This is a genomic window from Pseudomonas sp. NyZ201 (genome assembly GCF_049860765.1).
In the GTDB taxonomy this organism is placed as follows: domain Bacteria; phylum Pseudomonadota; class Gammaproteobacteria; order Pseudomonadales; family Pseudomonadaceae; genus Aquipseudomonas; species Aquipseudomonas bharatica.
In genome coordinates, this window is sequence record NZ_CP187557.1 from 2,267,186 (window position 1) to 2,285,461 (window position 18,276).

17 protein-coding genes are annotated in these 18,276 nt (G+C 63.4%); 3 read left to right on the forward strand and 14 right to left on the reverse strand.

The features are described from left to right. Window positions 1-7 precede the first annotated feature (7 nt). A complete protein-coding gene (locus ACPFMA_RS10140; RefSeq protein WP_420057073.1) occupies window positions 8-370 on the reverse strand; it encodes a DUF5064 family protein in 363 nt (120 codons plus the stop codon). Between the two features lie 115 nt (window positions 371-485). Continuing rightward, complete coding sequence (locus tag ACPFMA_RS10145; protein ID WP_425930094.1) at window positions 486-2,576, reverse strand: TonB-dependent receptor family protein; 2,091 nt, start codon at window positions 2,574-2,576, stop codon at window positions 486-488. A 227-nt stretch (window positions 2,577-2,803) separates the two neighbouring features. On the opposite strand from ACPFMA_RS10145, the gene ACPFMA_RS10150 reads away from it, so the two are divergent. Continuing rightward, window positions 2,804-3,064, forward strand: coding sequence for a helix-turn-helix domain-containing protein (locus ACPFMA_RS10150; protein ID WP_064303250.1), 261 nt, complete (start codon window positions 2,804-2,806; stop codon window positions 3,062-3,064). Window positions 3,065-3,076: 12 nt separating this feature from the next. Next, on the forward strand, window positions 3,077-3,427 hold the full coding sequence (locus tag ACPFMA_RS10155; RefSeq protein ID WP_064303251.1) for a putative holin: 351 nt from the start codon (window positions 3,077-3,079) through the stop codon (window positions 3,425-3,427). Here ACPFMA_RS10155 and ACPFMA_RS10160 read toward each other — a convergent pair. Then, the gene (locus ACPFMA_RS10160; RefSeq protein WP_420057312.1) at window positions 3,422-3,841 is read right to left on the reverse strand and encodes a helix-turn-helix domain-containing protein; all 420 of its coding nucleotides are present in this window, start codon (window positions 3,839-3,841) and stop codon (window positions 3,422-3,424) included. The genes ACPFMA_RS10155 and ACPFMA_RS10160 overlap by 6 nt on opposite strands. A gap of 251 nt (window positions 3,842-4,092) precedes the next feature. Here ACPFMA_RS10160 and ACPFMA_RS10165 point away from each other — a divergent pair, with 251 nt between their 5' ends. Continuing rightward, window positions 4,093-4,353 (forward strand): ogr/Delta-like zinc finger family protein, encoded by a 261-nt coding sequence (locus ACPFMA_RS10165; protein WP_081263188.1) that lies wholly within the window; start codon window positions 4,093-4,095, stop codon window positions 4,351-4,353. Between the two features lie 76 nt (window positions 4,354-4,429). On the opposite strand, the gene nuoN is transcribed toward ACPFMA_RS10165, so the two are convergent. The 11 genes from nuoN to nuoC all read right to left on the reverse strand — a co-directional run bounded on the left by nuoN (window position 4,430) and on the right by nuoC (window position 18,206). After that, a complete protein-coding gene (gene nuoN, locus ACPFMA_RS10170) occupies window positions 4,430-5,899 on the reverse strand; it encodes an NADH-quinone oxidoreductase subunit NuoN (protein WP_420057075.1) in 1,470 nt (489 codons plus the stop codon). A 7-nt stretch (window positions 5,900-5,906) separates the two neighbouring features. Continuing rightward, window positions 5,907-7,439, reverse strand: a complete 1,533-nt coding sequence (nuoM, locus tag ACPFMA_RS10175) for an NADH-quinone oxidoreductase subunit M (RefSeq protein ID WP_425930095.1) — start codon at window positions 7,437-7,439, stop codon at window positions 5,907-5,909. Window positions 7,440-7,478: 39 nt separating this feature from the next. Then, window positions 7,479-9,332, reverse strand: coding sequence for an NADH-quinone oxidoreductase subunit L (gene nuoL, locus ACPFMA_RS10180; RefSeq protein ID WP_009400997.1), 1,854 nt, complete (start codon window positions 9,330-9,332; stop codon window positions 7,479-7,481). Beyond that, window positions 9,329-9,637 carry an NADH-quinone oxidoreductase subunit NuoK gene (gene nuoK, locus ACPFMA_RS10185; protein ID WP_009400996.1) on the reverse strand — a complete coding sequence of 103 codons (309 nt, stop codon included), beginning with the start codon at window positions 9,635-9,637 and terminating at the stop codon, window positions 9,329-9,331. The genes nuoL and nuoK overlap by 4 nt, the downstream gene beginning before the upstream one ends. Before the next feature lie 4 nt (window positions 9,638-9,641). Further along, window positions 9,642-10,142 carry an NADH-quinone oxidoreductase subunit J gene (nuoJ, locus tag ACPFMA_RS10190; protein ID WP_064303255.1) on the reverse strand — a complete coding sequence of 167 codons (501 nt, stop codon included), beginning with the start codon at window positions 10,140-10,142 and terminating at the stop codon, window positions 9,642-9,644. Window positions 10,143-10,151: 9 nt separating this feature from the next. Continuing rightward, window positions 10,152-10,700: an NADH-quinone oxidoreductase subunit NuoI gene (nuoI, locus tag ACPFMA_RS10195; protein ID WP_009400993.1), complete on the reverse strand. Its 549-nt coding sequence runs from the start codon at window positions 10,698-10,700 to the stop codon at window positions 10,152-10,154. Window positions 10,701-10,711: 11 nt separating this feature from the next. Beyond that, entirely contained in the window at window positions 10,712-11,719 is a 1,008-nt protein-coding gene (nuoH, locus tag ACPFMA_RS10200) for an NADH-quinone oxidoreductase subunit NuoH (RefSeq protein WP_009400992.1), read from the reverse strand. Then, window positions 11,716-14,430 (reverse strand): NADH-quinone oxidoreductase subunit NuoG, encoded by a 2,715-nt coding sequence (gene nuoG, locus ACPFMA_RS10205; protein WP_064303256.1) that lies wholly within the window; start codon window positions 14,428-14,430, stop codon window positions 11,716-11,718. The genes nuoH and nuoG overlap by 4 nt, the downstream gene beginning before the upstream one ends. A gap of 133 nt (window positions 14,431-14,563) precedes the next feature. Beyond that, window positions 14,564-15,928, reverse strand: coding sequence for an NADH-quinone oxidoreductase subunit NuoF (gene nuoF, locus ACPFMA_RS10210; protein ID WP_425930096.1), 1,365 nt, complete (start codon window positions 15,926-15,928; stop codon window positions 14,564-14,566). Beyond that, window positions 15,925-16,422, reverse strand: a complete 498-nt coding sequence (gene nuoE, locus ACPFMA_RS10215; protein WP_009400989.1) for an NADH-quinone oxidoreductase subunit NuoE — start codon at window positions 16,420-16,422, stop codon at window positions 15,925-15,927. The genes nuoF and nuoE overlap by 4 nt, the downstream gene beginning before the upstream one ends. A 2-nt stretch (window positions 16,423-16,424) precedes the next feature. Beyond that, complete coding sequence (gene nuoC / locus ACPFMA_RS10220; RefSeq protein ID WP_009400988.1) at window positions 16,425-18,206, reverse strand: NADH-quinone oxidoreductase subunit C/D; 1,782 nt, start codon at window positions 18,204-18,206, stop codon at window positions 16,425-16,427. Between the last annotated feature and the right edge of the window lie 70 nt (window positions 18,207-18,276).

The window sequence follows — 18,276 nt, forward strand, 5'->3', positions numbered from 1 at the left end:
GTGGGCGTCATTCGAAATGGCGGACGTCCACCGCATCGCCGGACTGCATGTTCAGCTTCTGGCGTATGTCTTCGAACATCAGATCGTAGTGCTTGTGCTGCGAGCCGATGCTGCTCAGTTCCTTGGGAATCCCGTAGCGCTCGGCGATCTGCGTGACGTTGCGGGCGAAGTTGTAGGCGTCCTCCTTGGGTAACCAGAAGGTCTCGTCCACGTTCCTGTCCTGGATGCTGCCATGCATCCTGAACTGGATGCCTTTGCCTTGTTTCGGGTCCTGGGTGACCTCGTAGCTGATCTTCAGGTTGTAGCTGACGTCCTTCGGGGTCAGCGCATGTCGTTCGATATGCAGTTGCCCGGGCGCGAATATGGCCATCGTCGTTTCTCCTGGAATAGGGGCGCTCGGGCATGGCCCGGTCAGCGCGACCCAGCCAGTATGGTGGACAATTCCACGCTTTGCCTGACCCACCTCACAGAGTTTTCAGGCGCTCTCAGTGGAAGGTGTAAGACACGCCGGCATAGACCCCGAAGCCTTCGCCGGGCACCGACCTGGCCACATCCGCGCCGTTGTCGTTGTAGCCCGGAACGACGATCGCCGCGTAGCGCTGGTTGGTCAGGTTGCGCAGGTCGAGCCAGGTCTGCCAGTCCTGCTTCGGTGCGTTGTAGCCGAAGGTTGCGCCGAGAATCGCGTAGGCATCGGCGTCGTAGCTGTTGGCGTAATCGACCTGCACCTTGGAGGCCATGGTGGTGTTGATCCCGGCGTAGAAACCGCTGGGCAGGTCGAAACGCAGTTCGCCCTGGTAGTAGTGCATCGGGATGCCCGGCAGGCGGTTGTCGCCGAAGACCTTGTCGTTGCGGTAGTGGAAGTCGTTGAGGGTGTAGGCCTGGCGCAGGGACAGCCGGCCGACATCGCCACGTTGCCATAGCGTGCTGTCAAGGCTGGCCTCGATACCCTGGTGGATGGTCGGGCTGGCGTTGCTTTCGCTGCGGATGGGGGCCTGGATTTCGACCATCAGCAGTTCATGGCGCACGGCCGAGTAATACCAGGACAGGTCCCAGCGACCCAGGTCCGAGTCGCCACGGGCGCCCAGCTCGAGCGTGGTAGCGGTCTGGTTTTTTAGCTCGATGGGTTGGTACTGCGTAGGTGCGCTCCAGATCAGCGACCACGGGTGCGGCGGTTCCACCGAACGGCTCAGGTTGCCGTACAGCTGCAGGCTCGGGCTGGCGTCATAGCGCAGGCCGATACGCGGCGCGTAGTCCCAGTCGTGCAGGCTGACCTTGCCCCCCGGCCCCGAAGTGACGTTGCTGTAGGTCACATCGCTTTCCCGGCGGGTATAGATCGCTGCCAGGCCACTGCTCAGCCACAGGTCGGGGACCAGCTCCAGTTCATTGCCGATATGCAGCACGGTATCCGAGCCCTGGTAGGAAAAGTCCCGGGTCCTGGCGCCGACGATGTCGTTCGCCCGCGAGTACTGCGAGGCGCCGCTGTTGGGCAAATGCTTGGTGGTGCGCCAGCCCACGGTGGTATTGCTGTCATGGCCGAACAGCGTATGTCGGCGTTGATAGTCCAGGGTGCCGCTGACATCGGCGTAGGCCACCTTCAGACGCATCGGTCCTTCGCGCAGATCCATCGGATAGTCGTGCCAGACCAGGCCCGCGACCAGTTGTGAATCGTCGTCGAGATAGAAGGTGGTCTTGTTCGCCAGCCACGTGGACCCGGGTTGCGGCCGACTGTCGTTGCGGCTCAGGTAGGCCGGGTTGGCGGCCCGCGGGTGATGCTTGATCTGGTCCTTGGTCAGGCGCCCGGCCAGGTCATTGTCGGTTTCCCGGTAACGCAGGTAGAAGCGTGTCTCCAGATCGGGATTGAAGCGGTAGCCGAAGTTCGCCGCAACGCCCTTGCCGCTGCCGCTGCTGTGATCCTGGTAGCCGTCGTACCCGGTGTCGGTCAGGGCCACGTAGTAATCGAAGTCGCCGAGCACCTGGCCGGAACTGATATGGCGTTTCTGGTAGCCGCGGCTGCCGGCTTCATAGCGCAATTGCAAGGGCGCGGCGTCGTAGCCGGTATGGGTCAGGTAGTTGATGGCACCGCCCAGGGCCAGGGCGCCACGGTCGAAACCATTGGCCCCGCGCAGGACTTCCGCGCGATTGAGCCACAGGGGCTCGAACAGCTCGTAGGGCGTGCCACCGGGGCCGGTCAGGGGCAGGCCGTCGAACATGACGTAGGTCCCGGAGCCGTGGGCACCTGGCGCCCGGTTGATTCCCGAGCCGCGGATCGACAGGCGAATACCGTCATTGCCGGCGGACTGGGCGAACACCCCGGGCTGGTAGGCGAGGACATCCTGGTTGCTGGCGACGCGCCCTTGCTCGACCCGCTTCATGTCTATCAGGTTGGTAGCGCCGGGCACCTGTTCCAGGCGTTCGCGAGCAACCTGGAGGTCATCCTGGTCCTGCTCCTGGATGAGTACCTGCTCCAGTTCGATACTCTCCAGTTTGATGCTCTCCGGTTGCTGGGCCTCGGCACTGCCGGCCAGGGTCAGGCCCAGCAGGCACAGAGAAGAGCGCAGGGACAGCGGTGACGGCATCTTACAGCTCCAACGAGGTTGTTCTGACAGGAAATGTGAAGTCAGACGAACGATCGTGCTCTGAAATCACCACGTCTTTCTGACGTTTTTGCGTGACTCCTTCCTGTGATTTGTAGCTTCGCTGGCTACAGGTTGTACGACTGGTCCTACAGCAAGGCTGGTCCGTATCGTTTGCCCATCGTCAACCGGCCCGGGCGAGCCCGGGGCCTCTTTACAGGAGACTATGGATGTCAACCGCTTCTGCTGTTACCACGCCTGCTGCCGGCGTGGCACCGCCTACCCTGACCCGTCGGGAGAAGGAGATTCTGTATTGGTGTTCCTGTGGGAAAACATCTTGGGAAATTTCGCAGATCCTTGCCTGCAAGGAGTCTACGGTGAACTTTCATGTCAGCAACGTACTTCGCAAACTATCGGTTCATTCCCGGGTAGCCGCCGTGATCAAGGCCTTGCGCTACGGCATCCTCCGGCACCAATCCGACGAGAGCTGAGGCGTGTTATCCATGAGTGATCCTACAACCTCAAGTCTGTCCAGCCTGTTCATCGGGCTGGGGCTTGCTGCATCCCTGCCGGCGGTGGAGGGCGACATGGTGTTCGGAGCGCTGCTCGGTGCCTGGCTGGTGGCAAGTACGCGGGGCTTCCTGAAAGCCTGGCAACGTATCGGGTCCCTGCTGTTGTCGGCGGGAGTAGGTTATCTGTTCACGCCATTGATGCGCTCGATCGGGCCGTTTCTGTCGGGAGGGGAGGCCGCCTTCATCGGTGCGGTGGTGGTGATACCGATCGTGATCAAGGTGATGATCTGGCTGGACGGCGCGGAATTGCGCGACATCATTCAGCGTTTGCGCGGCTCATGAAGCCGGATTGTGAAGTTGCGAGAGCAGGCTGCTGATCTCTTCGAGCTGCTGCTCCAGTTCCCGCAGGCGCTGTTTTTCCTGAATGGCCAGGACAATGGCGCGTTGATCCTGAGGGCTGAGCAGGCGCAATTCGGCGAGCAGTTGGGTTTCCCAGTCAGGGTCGGCGTTATGGCTCATGGCCTGATGACTATGGGCGCGGAATCGGGGCCCCTCGCCAACCAGCAACCAATCGAGGGAAATGCCATGTTTATTGGCCAGATCAACGCATATTGCATACGGGATACTGTCCCGGCCCTTCCAGCTGCTAACGGTTTGAGGGCTCACGCCAAGCGCTGCCGAGAGCCCTGAGTCGGTAGCCGACTGGGTGACGAGCTTCATGCGAGCCAGTACCGCTGCAAATCCATTAATACTCATAACGAGTAATCCCAAGGCATGCTGATATAATGTTCGGCCAAAAAATACGCGAAACGCATTCTCTCTCTTTGCAATATTGAGCACTACTCGTTTGGGAAATTAAATGTCAGAAATTTCCAGCCGCATCATGGGAAATTTCCTCGGCTTGACTGTTTTGAGCTTACAGGAGATTGGAATAGGAATGAATTATCGAAATCGCCGCAGTGTGCGCTGCTTCCGGCTTGGAACGGTGTCACGGCAAGGAGTCAGCAGTGAGTACTTATAAACTCGTATGTCCCCACTGCCAGAGCCGGATGCGCATACGTACCAGCGAGGGGCGCCATATCTTCCTGCGCGTGGCGTACCTGCAATGCACTACGGAAGCCTGTGGCTGGTCGGTACGTGCAGAATTCGAAATGACCCACGAACTCTCGCCAAGTGGCATGCCGAACCCGGATGTTCATTTGCCACATGCTGACAGCGATCTGAGGCGCGCCGCTTTGCGCCCAAGACAGGAAAATCAAGAGCCCTGAACGGTAAACGGGCTGGCAAGGCCTGTGCTGGAAAAAAAACACCCCGCCGAAGCGGGGTGTGTTCTTGCCAGGTGAATCAGCTGACCAGTTGCAGGCCAGCGTGTTGCACCAGGTCCAGCAATGGCTGCGGATAAACGCCGAGAACGAAGGCCAGGATGGCAATGGCCAGCAGCATGACGCCACCGGTACGTTGCTCCCAGTTGAACGGTGCATCGTGACGACGCAGGTTCGGCTCGATCAGGTAGAGCGTGACCATCACGCGCAGGTAGTAGAAGACGCCAATGGCGCTGCCCAGGACCAGCGCACCGGTCAGCCACCACAGTTGCGATTCGACGCCGGTGGCGATGATGTAGAACTTGCCGATGAAGCCGGCGGTCAGCGGGATGCCGGCCAGCGACAGCATCATCACGGTCAGTACGGCGGTCAGGTATGGACGGCGCCAGAACAGGCCGCGGTACTCGTACAGGGCGTCCGCATCACGGCCGTTGTACGGCGAGGACATCAGGGTGATCACGCCGAAGGCGCCGAGGCTGGTGATCACGTAGGTGACCAGGTATACGCCGATTGCTTCCAGGGCCAGGCCCTTGCTCGCTACCAGGGCGATCAGCAGGTAACCGAAGTGGGCGATCGACGAGTAACCCAGCAGACGCTTGAGGTTGCTCTGGGTCAGGGCCAGCAGGTTGCCGACCAGGATCGAAGCCACGGCGATCACCGACAGCACGGTGGTCAGCACGCCACTGCTGGCAGCAGGGGAGAGCATGAACAGCCGTACCACCACGGCGAATACCGCGACCTTGCTGGCGGTGGCCAGGAAGGCGGCGACCGGCGCCGGAGCACCTTCGTATACATCCGGGGTCCACAGGTGGAACGGTACCAGCGACAGCTTGAAGGCCAGGCCGACCAGCATCATCCCCAGGCCCAGTTGGGCCAGCAGGCTTGGCATGCTTGTAGCGGCCAGGGCCTTGCCGATGGTGTCGAAGGCCAGGCTGCCGGCGTCGGCGTAGAGCAGGGCCATGCCGAACAGCAGGAAGGCCGAACCCGCGGCGGACAACACCATGTACTTGATGCCGGCTTCCAGCGAACGCTTGTTGAAGAAGGCATACGCCACCAGGCCGTAGACCGGTACAGAGAGCAGTTCCAGGCCGATGAACAGGCCGGCCAGGTGTTGCGCGCAGACCAGCACCAGGCCACCGAGGGCCGCCATGAGGATCAGCAGGTACAGCTCTTCGCGGTTGCCCGGGTAGCCGGAGCCGCCGTCACCCAGGTAGGCATGGGCCAGGGTCACGCAGGCCAGGGTGGCGACCAGGATCAGCGCCATGTACAGGCAGGCGAACTTGTCCACGGTCAGCAGCGGGGTCACCGCCAGGGGCACGATTTTCAGGACCGGCAGGATCGACAGCAGGGCCAGGTTCAGGCCCACGGTCGACAGCAGGAAGGTTTGCGAGTGGTTGCGGCGCCAGGCGATCGCCAGCATCACCACGACAACGGTGATGGTGGTGATCAGCAGTGGCGCAAGCGCGATAAAGTGTTGAATCGTCAGGTCCATAGCGCTCTTACCGGGCCGAAGCGAGTTGAGTGAAGGCGGAGCCGAGCCATTGCTGCACACCGCTCATGGTGGCGGCGGAAGTGTCGAGGAACGGCTGCGGGTAGACGCCCAGCACGATCAGCAGGACCGCCAGGCCCAGCACCATGATCATTTCGCGGCTGTCCATGCCGGCCAGGACTTCTTCCGATTTGGCCGGACCGAAGTACGCGCGATGGATCATGATCAGCGAGTAGACCGAGCCGAACACCAGGCCGGACGTCGCGATGACGGTGACCCACGGGGCACTGACGAAGCTGCCGATCAGGATCAGGAATTCGCCGACGAAGTTGCCGGTGCCCGGCAGGCCCAGCGAAGCCGCCGCGAAGAACAGGCTGATGGCCGGCAGGTAGGCGATGCGGTGCCACAGGCCGCCCATCTGGCGCATGTCACGGGTGTGCAGGCGCTCGTACAGCTGGCCACTGAGGATGAACAGCGCGGCGGCCGACAGGCCGTGGGCCAGCATCTGGATCACCGCGCCCTGCAGTGCCTGCTGGCTGCCGGAGTAGATGCCGATCAGCACGAAGCCCATGTGCGAAACGCTGGAGAACGCGATCAGGCGCTTGATATCGGTCTGGGCGAAGGCCAGGAAGGCGCCGTAGAAGATGCCGATCAGGCCCAGGGTCATGGCGACCGGTGCGAACTCCGCCGAGGCATTCGGGAACAGCGGCAGGGCGAAACGCAGCAGGCCGTAGGCCGCGGTCTTCAGCAGGATACCGGCGAGGTCGACGGAACCGGCGGTCGGGGCCTGGGCGTGAGCATCAGGCAGCCAGGAGTGGAACGGCACCACCGGCAGCTTCACCGCGAAGGCGATGAAGAAGCCCAGCATCAGCAGGTACTCGGTACCGGCCGGCAGCTCGGCCTTGAGCAGCTGGCTGTAGTCGAAGGTGATCACGCCGGTGTTGTTGAAGTTGACCAGCACCAGGCCAAGGATCGCCACCAGCATGATCAGGCCGCTGGCCTGGGTGAAGATGAAGAACTTGGTTGCAGCGTAGATCCGGGTCTTCTTGCCGTCGGAGGAGCTGTGACCCCAGAGCGCGATGAGGAAATACATCGGCACCAGCATCATTTCCCAGAAGAAGAAGAACAGGAACAGATCGAGGGCGAGGAACACGCCGACCACGCCGCCGAGGATCCACATCAGGTTGAGGTGGAAGAAGCCGACGTGGCGCTGGATCTCTTTCCACGAGCAGAGCACGGACAGCACGCCGAGCAGGCCGGTCAGCAGGATCATCAGCAGCGACAGGCCATCGAGGGCCAGGTGCAGGCTGATGCCGAAGCGCTCGATCCAGAGGACCTTGAACTCGACGGTCCACTGTGGATCGGCGCCCGGGGCAGGGGCGAGGGTGTAGTCCCCGTTGGCCCACAGCCAGAGGCCGATACCAAGGAGCAGGGACATGGTCAGCAGCGCGATCCAGCGCGGCAGGGTGGCGCCGAAGCGCTCACCCAGCCAGCACAGCAGGCCGCCGATGAAGGGGATCAGGATCAGCCAAGGCAAAATCATGACGGGCTCAATTCCTTTCGCAAAGTCGCAAGGTTCATATCAGACCGCAGCCATCAGGACAGCGCCGAGTACCAGTACGGCACCTACGGCGATGGACGCGGTGTACCAGCGCAGCTGACCGGTTTCGGTCTTGCTCATGGCGGCGTGGCCGCCACGGGCCATGCGCGGGATCAGGCCGATGGTGCGGTCCACCGGGTCCTTGCGCAGGATGTGGCTGATCAGCAGGTAGGGTTTTACGAACAGCTTGTCGTAGATCCAGTCGAAGCCCCAGGCCGCGAACCACCAGGCCGAGAGCAGGCGACCGATGCCGCTGTTGGCAACGGCGGTCACGAAGCGGCGCTTGCCAAGGAACAGCAGGGCCGACAGCAGGATACCGGCGATGGCGATGGCGCCCGAGGCGATTTCCAGGCTGTGCTTGGCTTCGCCGCCGGCATGGCCCGCGCTTTCCGGCAGTACGCCGGCCAGCGGTGGGTGGATCCAGGCGCCGACGAAGGTCGACAGGACGATCAGCACGCCCAGCGGCAGCCAGTGGGAGATGCCGTGGCCGGCATGGGCCTCGGTCTTGGCTTCGCCGTGGAAGGCGATGAAGATCAGGCGGAAGGTGTACAGCGAGGTCATGAAGGCACCGACCAGGCCGGCATACAGCAGGCCGGTGTTACCACTGGCGAAGGCTTCCCAGAGGATCTCGTCCTTGGAGTAGAAGCCCACGGTGACCAACGGCAGGGCGGCCAGGGCGGCACCACCGACCACGAAGCTGGCGTAGGCCAGCGGCAGTTTCTTCCACAGGCCGCCCATCTTGAAGATGTTCTGCTCGTGGTGGCAGGCAACGATCACCGCACCGGAGGCAAGGAACAGCAGGGCCTTGAAGAAGGCGTGGGTCATCAGGTGGAAGATCGCTGCGTCCCATGCGCCAACGCCGAGGGCGAGGAACATGTAGCCGATCTGGCTCATGGTGGAGTAGGCGAGGATCCGCTTGATGTCGGTCTGTACCAGGGCGGCGAAGCCGGCCAGGACCAGGGTGACACCGCCGACCACGCCGACCAGGTGCAGCACGTCCGGCGCCAGCAGGAACAGGCCGTGAGTACGGGCGATCAGGTAGACGCCCGCGGTGACCATGGTTGCGGCGTGGATCAGTGCCGAAACCGGGGTCGGACCGGCCATCGCGTCGGCCAGCCAGGTCTGCAGCGGCAGCTGGGCCGATTTACCGACCGCACCGCCGAGCAGCATCAGGGTCGCCAGGACCATCCAGGTATCGCCCGCCTGGAACTTCTGCGGGGCCAGCACCAGCAGTTCCTGGATGTTCAGGGTGCCGAGCTGCTGGAACAGGATGAACAGGCCGATGGCCATGAACACGTCGCCGATACGGGTAACGATGAAGGCCTTCAGCGCGGCGTTACCGTTGTTGCGGTTGCTGTAGTAGAAACCGATCAACAGGTACGAGCACAGGCCCACGCCTTCCCAACCGAAGTAGATGAACAGCAGGTTGTCGCCCAGGATCAGGAACAACATGCTGGCGATGAACAGGTTGGTGTAGGAGAAGAAGCGCGAGTAGCCCGCTTCGCCACGCATGTACCAGGACGCGAACAGGTGGATCAGGAAGCCGACGCCGACCACCACGCCGAGCATGGTCACCGACAGGCCGTCCAGGTGCAGGGTGAAGGACGGGGCGAAGCCGTCGACCGACATCCACTGCCACAGCAGTTGGGTGTACACGCCGTTTTCCGGCGGCGCCACGTTGAACTGCCAGATCACCCAGGCGGCAACGATTGCCGACAGGCCGACCGAACCGACACCGATCAGCGCCGAGAGGTTCTCCGAGAAACGACCGCGGGAGAACGACAGCAGCAGGAAGCCGATCAGGGGGAATACGAAAGTCAGGAAGAGAAGGTTCATCCGCGCATCTCACTGGCTGCATCGATATCGAGAGTGTGGAAGCGGCGATACAGCTGCAGCAGGATCGCCAGGCCGATACTGGCCTCGGCCGCTGCCAGGCTGATCACCAGGATGAACATCACCTGTCCATCCGGCTGGGCCCAGCGGGCGCCCGCGACGATGAACGCCAGTGCCGAGGCGTTCATCATGATTTCCAGACTCATGAGTACGAAGAGAATGTTGCGGCGGACCATCAGGCCGACCAGACCGAGGCTGAACAGGATGCCGGCGACGGCCAGGCCGTGTTCTAACGGGATTGCAGGCATGTGATTACTCCTTCGCCTCGTTGCGGCCGACGTGGAAGGCCGTGACCGCCGCTGCGAGCAGCAGCATGGAGGCCAGTTCCACCACCAGCAGGTAAGGACCAAACAGGCTGATGCCGACCGCCTTGGCGTCGACGGTGGTGTGGCCGATGGCAGCGCCGCTCTCGGTGCTGAACAGCACATAGAGCAGTTCGGCCAGCAACAGGCCGGCCAGCACGACCGGGCCGAGCCAGATGCCCGGGGTCAGCCAGCCGCGCTCCTGGGCGACCGACGCCGGGCCCAGGTTGAGCATCATAACCACGAAGACGAACAGCACCATGATGGCGCCGGCGTAGGCAATCACTTCCAGGGCACCGGCGAACGGCGCGCCGAGTGCGAAGAAGGTCATCGCCACGGCGATCAGGGAAATGATCAGGTAGAGCAGGGCGTGCACGGGGTTGGTATTGGTGATCACCCGCAGGGTGGACACCACGGCAACGCCGGATGCGAAATAGAAAGCGAATTCCATCTTTCTTCCTTAAGGGAGCAAGCTCTTCACGTTGATCGGCTCGGCTTCGTTCTGCGCGGCGCCCTTCGGCTTGCCGGCAACGGCCATACCTGCAACACGGTAGAAGTTGTAGTCGGGATTCTTGCCGGGGCCGGAGATCAGCAGATCTTCTTTCTCGTACACCAGGTCCTGACGTTTGAACTCGGCCATTTCGAAATCCGGAGTGAGCTGGATCGCGGTGGTCGGGCAGGCTTCCTCGCAGAGGCCGCAGAAAATGCAGCGCGAGAAGTTGATGCGGAAGAACTCCGGATACCAGCGTCCGTCTTCCGTTTCGGCTTTCTGCAGCGAGATGCAACCCACCGGGCAGGCCACGGCACACAGGTTGCACGCTACGCAGCGCTCTTCGCCATCGGGGTCGCGGGTCAGGACGATGCGGCCACGGTAGCGGGGCGGCAGGTAGACCGGCTCTTCCGGGTATTGCAGGGTGTCGCGCTTGCGGAACCCGTGGGAGAACACCATCACCAGGCTGCGCAGCTGGGTGCCGGTGCCCTTCACGATGTCGCCAATATATTTGAACATGGGTCAGATCCTCACTGGGCCGCAACAGCTGGCGTGTTGAGCAACACGATCGCAGCGGTCACCAGCAAATTGAGCAGGGTCAGCGGCAGGCAGAACTTCCAGCTGAAGTCCATCACCTGGTCATAGCGCGGGCGCGGGATCGAGGCGCGCAGCAGGATGAACAGCATGATGAAGAAACCGGTCTTCAGGGCGAACCACAGGAACGGGACCTGCGGCAGCAGATCGAACGGGCCGTGCCAGCCGCCGAAGAACAGGGTCACCAGCAGCGCCGACACCAGGATGATGCCGATGTACTCGCCGACGAAGAACATGCCCCACTTCATGCCGGCATACTCGATGTGGTAGCCGTCGGCCAGTTCCTGTTCCGCTTCCGGCTGGTCGAAGGGGTGACGGTGGGTCACGGCCACGCCGGCGATGAAGAAGGTACAGAAGCCGAAGAACTGCGGAATGATGAACCACAGGTTCTGCGCCTGGTACTCGACGATGTCGCGCATGTTGAAGGAGCCGACCTGGACCACCACGCCCATCAGCGCCAGGCCCATGAACACTTCATAGGACACGGTCTGGGCCGAGGCGCGCAGGCTGCCGAGCAGGGCGTACTTGTTGTTCGACGACCAGCCGGCGAAGAGCACGGCGTAGACCGACAGGCCGGCCATGGCGAAGAAGAACAGCAGGCCGATGTTCAGGTCCGCGACACCCCAGGTCGGGGTGATCGGGATGATCACGAAGGCGATCAGCAGGGCGCTCATCGCCACCACCGGTGCCAGGGTGAAGATCATGCGGTCGACGAAGGGCGGGTTCCAGTCTTCCTTGAAGAACATCTTCAGCATGTCGGCAGCGATCTGGAACATGCCGAACGGGCCGACGCGGTTCGGACCGTAACGGTCCTGCCACCAGCCCAGCAGGCGCCGCTCGATGAAGCTGAGCAGCGCGCCGCAGACCACCACCGCCAGCAGGACCACGACGGCCTTGACGACGGCGATGATCACATCGATCACTTCGGGGGTGAACCAGGTCATTGTGCTGCCTCCTGCAGGCCTTCGACGGATGCACCGAAGATGGCTGGCGGAATACCGGCCAGGCCTTTCGGCAAGGCGACCAGGCCAGCGCCCAGTTCTTCATTGATGCGCAGCGGCAGGCGCAGGGTCTGGCCGGCTACGTTCAGGCTGAGCAGGGCGCCGTCGTTGACGCCCAGGCGGTCGGCTTCCGACTTGGCCAGCGCAACGTAAGGCTGCGGAATGCGCTCTTGCACCGGCGCCGCGCGGGAAGAAGTCTCCTCGCTGCCGAACAGGTGGTAGAACGGCACCACCTGCCAGGTGCCGCGGGCCGGGGCGAAGGCGCCCGGTACGCTGGCGAACCACTGCAGGCGATCGCCCTGGGACTCGATCAGGCGGGTGCCCGGGTCGCCTGCGCGCAGGTGACCACCGACCTCGTCCTGGAACTTGTTCCAGGCTTGCGGCGAGTTCCAGCCTGGCGACCAGGCGAACGGCACTTGCGAGCGCGGTTCGGCGGAGCCCGAGTAGCCTTCCATGGAGAAGGCGAAGGCGGTGTCCTGGTCCTGCGGGGTACGTGGCTCGTGCACGCTGATATTGGCGCGCATGGCGGTACGACCGGAATAGCGCAGCGGTTCGCGGGCCAGCTTCAGGCCCTTGATGCGGAACGCAGCGGACGGTGCGGCGTTGACGATGCCGGCCAGTTGCGGGGCAACGCTGGCGCAGGCGCTGGTGACGTGGTCCAGTTGGGTCCAGTCCACCGGCTTGTTCAACAGCGTTGCGCGCAGGGCGTGCATCCAGCGCCAGCCTTCATGAACCAGGATGCTGCTGTCCAAGTAGGTTGGATCGAACACCTGGAAGAAGCGCTGGGCGCGGCCTTCCTGGCTGACCAGGGTACCGTCGCCTTCGGCGAAGGTGGCGGCCGGCAGCACCAGGTGGGCACGGTCGCTGGTCGCGGTCTTGGAGTGGTCGGCGACGATGATCACCTTGGCCGCGGCGAAGGCGGCATCGACCTTGGCGGCCGGGACGCGGCTGTACAGGTCGTTTTCCAGCACGACGATGGCATCGGCCTTGCCGGCGATCACCGCGTCCAGCGCGGCATCCACCGAGTCGCCACCGAACATGGCCATGCCGATGCTGTTGGCTTCCGGAACCACCAGGCTCAGCGAGCCGGCCTTGTCACGCAGCTTGAGGGCCTTGGCGATGTTGGCGGCGGCTTCGATCAGCGCCTTGGAACCGAGCGATCCACCGGAGACGACCAGCGGACGCTTGGCGGCCACCAGGGCATCGGCGATGCGCTTGGCCAGTTCGGCTGCTTCGCTGTCCAGGCCTTCGACCGCCGGGGCGCTCGGGTCGATGGCGTGGGCCACGGCGAAACCGAGGCGGGCCAGGTCGTCCGGCGCGGCATGCACGCATTCTTCGGCAACGTCATCGAGCTTGGTTTCGGCCAGGCTGGCGATGAACAGCGGGTACAGGGCGTGCTGGCCGATGTTCTTCACCGCGGCATCGAGCCATGGCTGGACTTTCATCGCTTCGGCCATGGCCTCGGCCTTGCCCTTGGTGGCCTGGCGCACGGCCAGGGCGACGCGGGCAGCGGTCTGGGTCAGGTCTTCGCCGAGGACGAACACGGCGTCGTGGTCCTCGATGTCGCGCAGGGTCGGGACTGGCAGCGGGCTGTCGTTCAGCACCTGCAGGACCAGGCGCACGCGCTCCAGTTCGGACGCTTCCATGCCGCAGTAGAAATGCTCGGCACCGACCAGCTCGCGCAGGCCATAGTTGCTTTCCAGGCTGGCGCGGGGCGAGCCGATACCGACGATGTTGCGGCCGCGCAGCAGTTCGGCGGCCTTGTCCAGGGCAGCGTCCACGCTGAGCTTGGTGCCGTCGGCCAGCAGCGGCTGGCGTGGGCGGTCGGTACGGTTGACGTAACCGTAGCCGAAGCGGCCGCGGTCGCAGAGGAAGTACTGGTTCACCGAGCCGTTGAAGCGGTTTTCGATCCGGCGCAATTCACCGTAGCGTTCACCGGGGCTGATGTTGCAGCCGCTGGAGCAGCCATGGCAGATGCTCGGGGCGAACTGCATGTCCCACTTGCGGTTGTAGCGCTCGGAGTGGGTCTTGTCGGTGAATACACCGGTCGGGCAGACCTCGGTCAGGTTGCCGGAGAACTCGCTCTCCAGCACACCGTCCTCGACGCGTCCGAAATAGACGTTGTCATGGGCACCATAGACGCCCAGGTCGGTACCGCCGGCGTAGTCCTTGTAGTAGCGCACGCAGCGATAGCAGGCGATGCAGCGGTTCATCTCGTGGGCGATGAACGGGCCGAGGTCCTGGTTCTGGTGGGTACGCTTGGTGAAACGGTAGCGGCGCTCGTTGTGGCCGGTCATTACCGTCATGTCCTGCAGGTGGCAATGACCGCCTTCCTCGCAGACCGGGCAGTCGTGCGGGTGGTTGGTCATCAGCCATTCGACGACGCTGGCGCGGAACGCCTTGGATTCTTCGTCGTCGATGGAAATCCAGGTGCCGTCGGAGGCGGGGGTCATGCAGGACATGACGATGCGACCACGGGTGTCGTTCTCGTCGGTGTACTGCTTGACCGCGCACTGGCGACAGGCGCCGACGCTACCGAGCGCCGGGTGCCAGCAGAAATAGGGGATGTCGAGGCCGAGCGACAGACAAGCCTGTAACAGGTTGTCCGCACCATTGACTTCGAGCGCTTTGCCGTCTACGTGGATAGTGGCCATGGTTCAAAGTTCTTCGTTGGCCCGCGTGAGCGGGTGTGGCTAATGGAAATCGGTGTACCCGCGGCCCGCGCGAATCGATCGGGCGAGCCTGCGTGGCTGGCGGATGGCACGGACCACCCGCTTTTTCATCTTGTTATGCGCCGACCACAATCGGCTGCGCCAGGTTCGGGCGCAGGATTTCGCCACCAGGATTGGCGGCGACACCGGCCTCGAACTCGGAGCGGAAATATTTGATGGCACTGCCCAGCGGCTCGACGGCACCTGGTGCGTGAGCACAGAAGGTGCGGCCAGGGCCGAGGAAGTTCACCAGTTGCAGCAGGGTGTCGATGTCCTCGCGCTTGCCTTGGCCTTTTTCCAGGGCACGCAGCATCTTCACGCTCCATGGCAGGCCGTCGCGGCACGGGGTGCACCAGCCGCAGGACTCGCGGGCGAAGAACTCTTCCATGTTGCGCAGCAGGGAGACCATGCTGATGCTGTCGTCCACCGCCATGGCCAGGCCGGTACCCATCCGGGTGCCCACCTTGGCGATGCCGCCGGCGTACATTTGTGCATCCAGGTGTTCGGGAAGCAGGAAGCCGGTACCGGCTCCGCCTGGCTGCCAGCACTTGAGCGTGTAACCGTCGCGCATGCCACCGGCGTAGTCTTCGAACAGCTCGCGGGCGGTGACGCCGAATGGCAGTTCCCACAGGCCCGGGTTCTTCACCTTGCCGGAGAAGCCCATCAGCTTGGTGCCGTGGTCTTCGCTGCCTTCGCGGGCCAGCGATTTGTACCAGTCGACGCCGTTGCCGACGATGGCCGGGACGTTGCACAGGGTCTCGACGTTGTTGACGCAGGTCGGCTTGCCCCACACGCCCACGGCGGCAGGGAAGGGCGGTTTGGAGCGCGGGTTGGCGCGGCGGCCTTCCAGCGAGTTGATCAGGGCGGTTTCTTCACCGCAGATGTAGCGGCCGGCACCGGTGTGCACGAACAGCTCGAAATCGAAGCCGCTGCCGAGGATGTTCTTGCCCAGCAGGCCGGCGGCCTTGGCTTCGTCGATGGCGCGGTTCAGGTTGCGCGCGGCCGTGGTGTATTCGCCACGCAGGAAGATGTAGCCGCGGTAGGCCTTGAGGGCGCGGGCGCTGATCAGCATGCCCTCGACCAGCAGATGGGGCTGTTGCTCCATCAGCATGCGGTCCTTCCAGGTGTTGGGCTCCATTTCGTCCGCGTTGCACAGCAGGTAGCGGATGTTCATGGATTCGTCTTTCGGCATCAGGCCCCACTTCACACCGGTGGGGAAGCCTGCGCCGCCGCGGCCCTTGAGGCCGGAGTCCTTGACCGTCTGGACGATATCGTCCTGGGACATCTGCGCCAGTGCGGTACGGGCGGCGGCGTAGCCGTTCTTGGCCTGGTACTCGTCGAGCCACACCGGCTCGCCGTCGTCGCGCAGGCGCCAGGTCAGCGGATGGGTCTCGGCACTGCGCGCGATGCGGTTGGCCGGGCCGAAGGAAGTGATGGTCATACGTAACCCTCCAGCAATTTGGCGACACCGGCTGGCTGCACGTCGCCGAAGGTGTCGTCGTCGATCATCAGCGCCGGGGCCTTGTCGCAGTTGCCCAGGCAGCACACCGGAAGCAAGGTGAAGCGGCCGTCGGCGGTGGTCTGGCCCAGGCCGATGCCCAGCTCGCTCTGGATCTGGCCGACCACGGACTCGTGGCCGCCGATGTAGCAGACCATGCTGTCGCACACGCGGATGATGTGGCGGCCGACAGGCTGGCGGAAGATCTGGCTGTAGAAGGTGGCCACGCCCTCGACGTCGCTGGCGGGAATGCCGAGGATCTCGCCGATCGCATGGATGGCGCCGTCCGGCACCCAGCCGCGTTGCTTCTGGACGATCTTCAGGGCTTCGATGGACGCCGCGCGCGGGTCCTCGTAGTGATGCATCTCGTGCTCGATGGCCGAGCGTTCGGTTTCGCTCAGGACGAAACGGTCAGTCTGGATAAGCGTGCTGTTCATGCTTAGCGGTCCACGTCAGCCATAACGAAGTCGATACTGCCCAGGTACGCGATGAGGTCCGCGACCATGCTGCCGCGGATCACCGACGGGATCTGCTGCAGGTGCGGGTAGCTCGGCGTGCGAATCCGGGTGCGGTAGCTCATGGTGCCGCCGTCGCTCGTCAGGTAGTAACTGTTGATGCCCTTGGTCGCCTCGATCATCTGGAAGGATTCGTTGGCCGGCATGACCGGGCCCCACGAAACCTGCAGGAAGTGGGTGATCAGGGTTTCGATGTGCTGCAGGGTGCGCTCTTTCGGTGGCGGCGTGGTCAGCGGATGGTCCGCCTTGTACGGGCCTTCCGGCATGTTGCGCAGGCACTGGTCGATGATGCGGATACTCTGGCGCATCTCCTCGACACGGACCATGCAGCGATCATAGGCATCGCCGTTGTGGGCCAGCGGCACTTCGAACTCGAAGTTCTCGTAGCCGGAGTAAGGACGCGCCTTGCGCAGGTCGAAGTCCAGGCCGGTGGCCCGCAGGCCGGCACCGGTAACGCCCCAGGCCAGTGCTTCCTTGGTGTTGTACTGGGCAACGCCGATGGTGCGGCCCTTCAGGATGCTGTTCTTCAGCGCGGCCTTTTCGTACTCGTCCAGGCGCTTGGGCAGCCATTCGACGAAGTCCTTGACCAGTTTGTCCCAGCCGCGCGGCAGGTCGTGGGCGACGCCACCGATGCGGTACCAGGCCGGGTGCAGACGGAAGCCGGTGATGGCTTCGATCACGGTGTAGGCGCGCTGACGGTCGGTGAAGGTGAAGAACACCGGGGTCATGGCACCGACGTCCTGGATGTAGGTCCCCAGGAACAGCAGGTGGCTGGTGATGCGGAAGAACTCGGCAAGCATGACGCGGATGGTATCGACCTTCTGCGGCACCTTGATCCCGGCCAGCTTCTCGACGGCAAGGACGTACGGCAGGTTGTTCATCACCCCGCCGAGGTAGTCGATACGGTCGGTGTACGGGATGAAGCTATGCCAGGACTGGCGCTCGGCCATCTTCTCGGCGCCACGGTGGTGGTAGCCGATGTCCGGGACGCAGTCGACGATCTCTTCGCCGTCCAGTTGCAGGACGATACGGAAGGCACCGTGGGCCGAGGGGTGGTTCGGGCCAAGGTTGAGGAACATGTAGTCCTCGTTCGCGCCCTGGCGCTTCATGCCCCAGGCTTCCGGATTGAAGCGCGCGGCTTCTTCTTCCAGTTGCTGCTTGGCGAGGTTCAGGGTGAACGGATCGAATTCGGTGGCGCGGGCAGGGAAGTCCTTGCGCAGCGGGTGACCTTCCCAGGTCGGCGGCATCATGATCCGGGTCAGGTGCGGGTGGCCCGGGAAGTCGATGCCGAACATGTCCCAGACTTCGCGTTCGTACCAGTTGGCGTTGGGCCAGATGCCGGTGACGGTCGGTACGCTCAGGTCGGTTTCGCTCAAGGAAACCTTGATCATCACGTCGCTGTTACGTTCCACCGAGAGCAGGTGGTAGAACACGGTGAAGTCGGCGCCCGGCAGGCCGCGGCGCTGGGTGCGCAGGCGCTCGTCGACGCCATGCAGGTCGTACAGCATGCTGTACGGCTTGGCGACGTTGCGCAGGAACGTCAGGATTTCGATCAGGCGGGCGCGGTCGACCCACAGTACCGGCATGCCGGTGCGGGTGTCCTGGGCGGTGAACGCCTCGGCGCCAAAACGGTTGTGCAGTTCGACGACCACATCCTGGTCGTCAGCCTTGTAAGGCGGAATGTAAATAGCGGTGTCCGCTGTCATGGTCTCGGTCGCTTTCGGTCAACGTAGAGAATGAAGCCAGGCCGCCGGTTCCGGGGAACGGGCGGCAGGT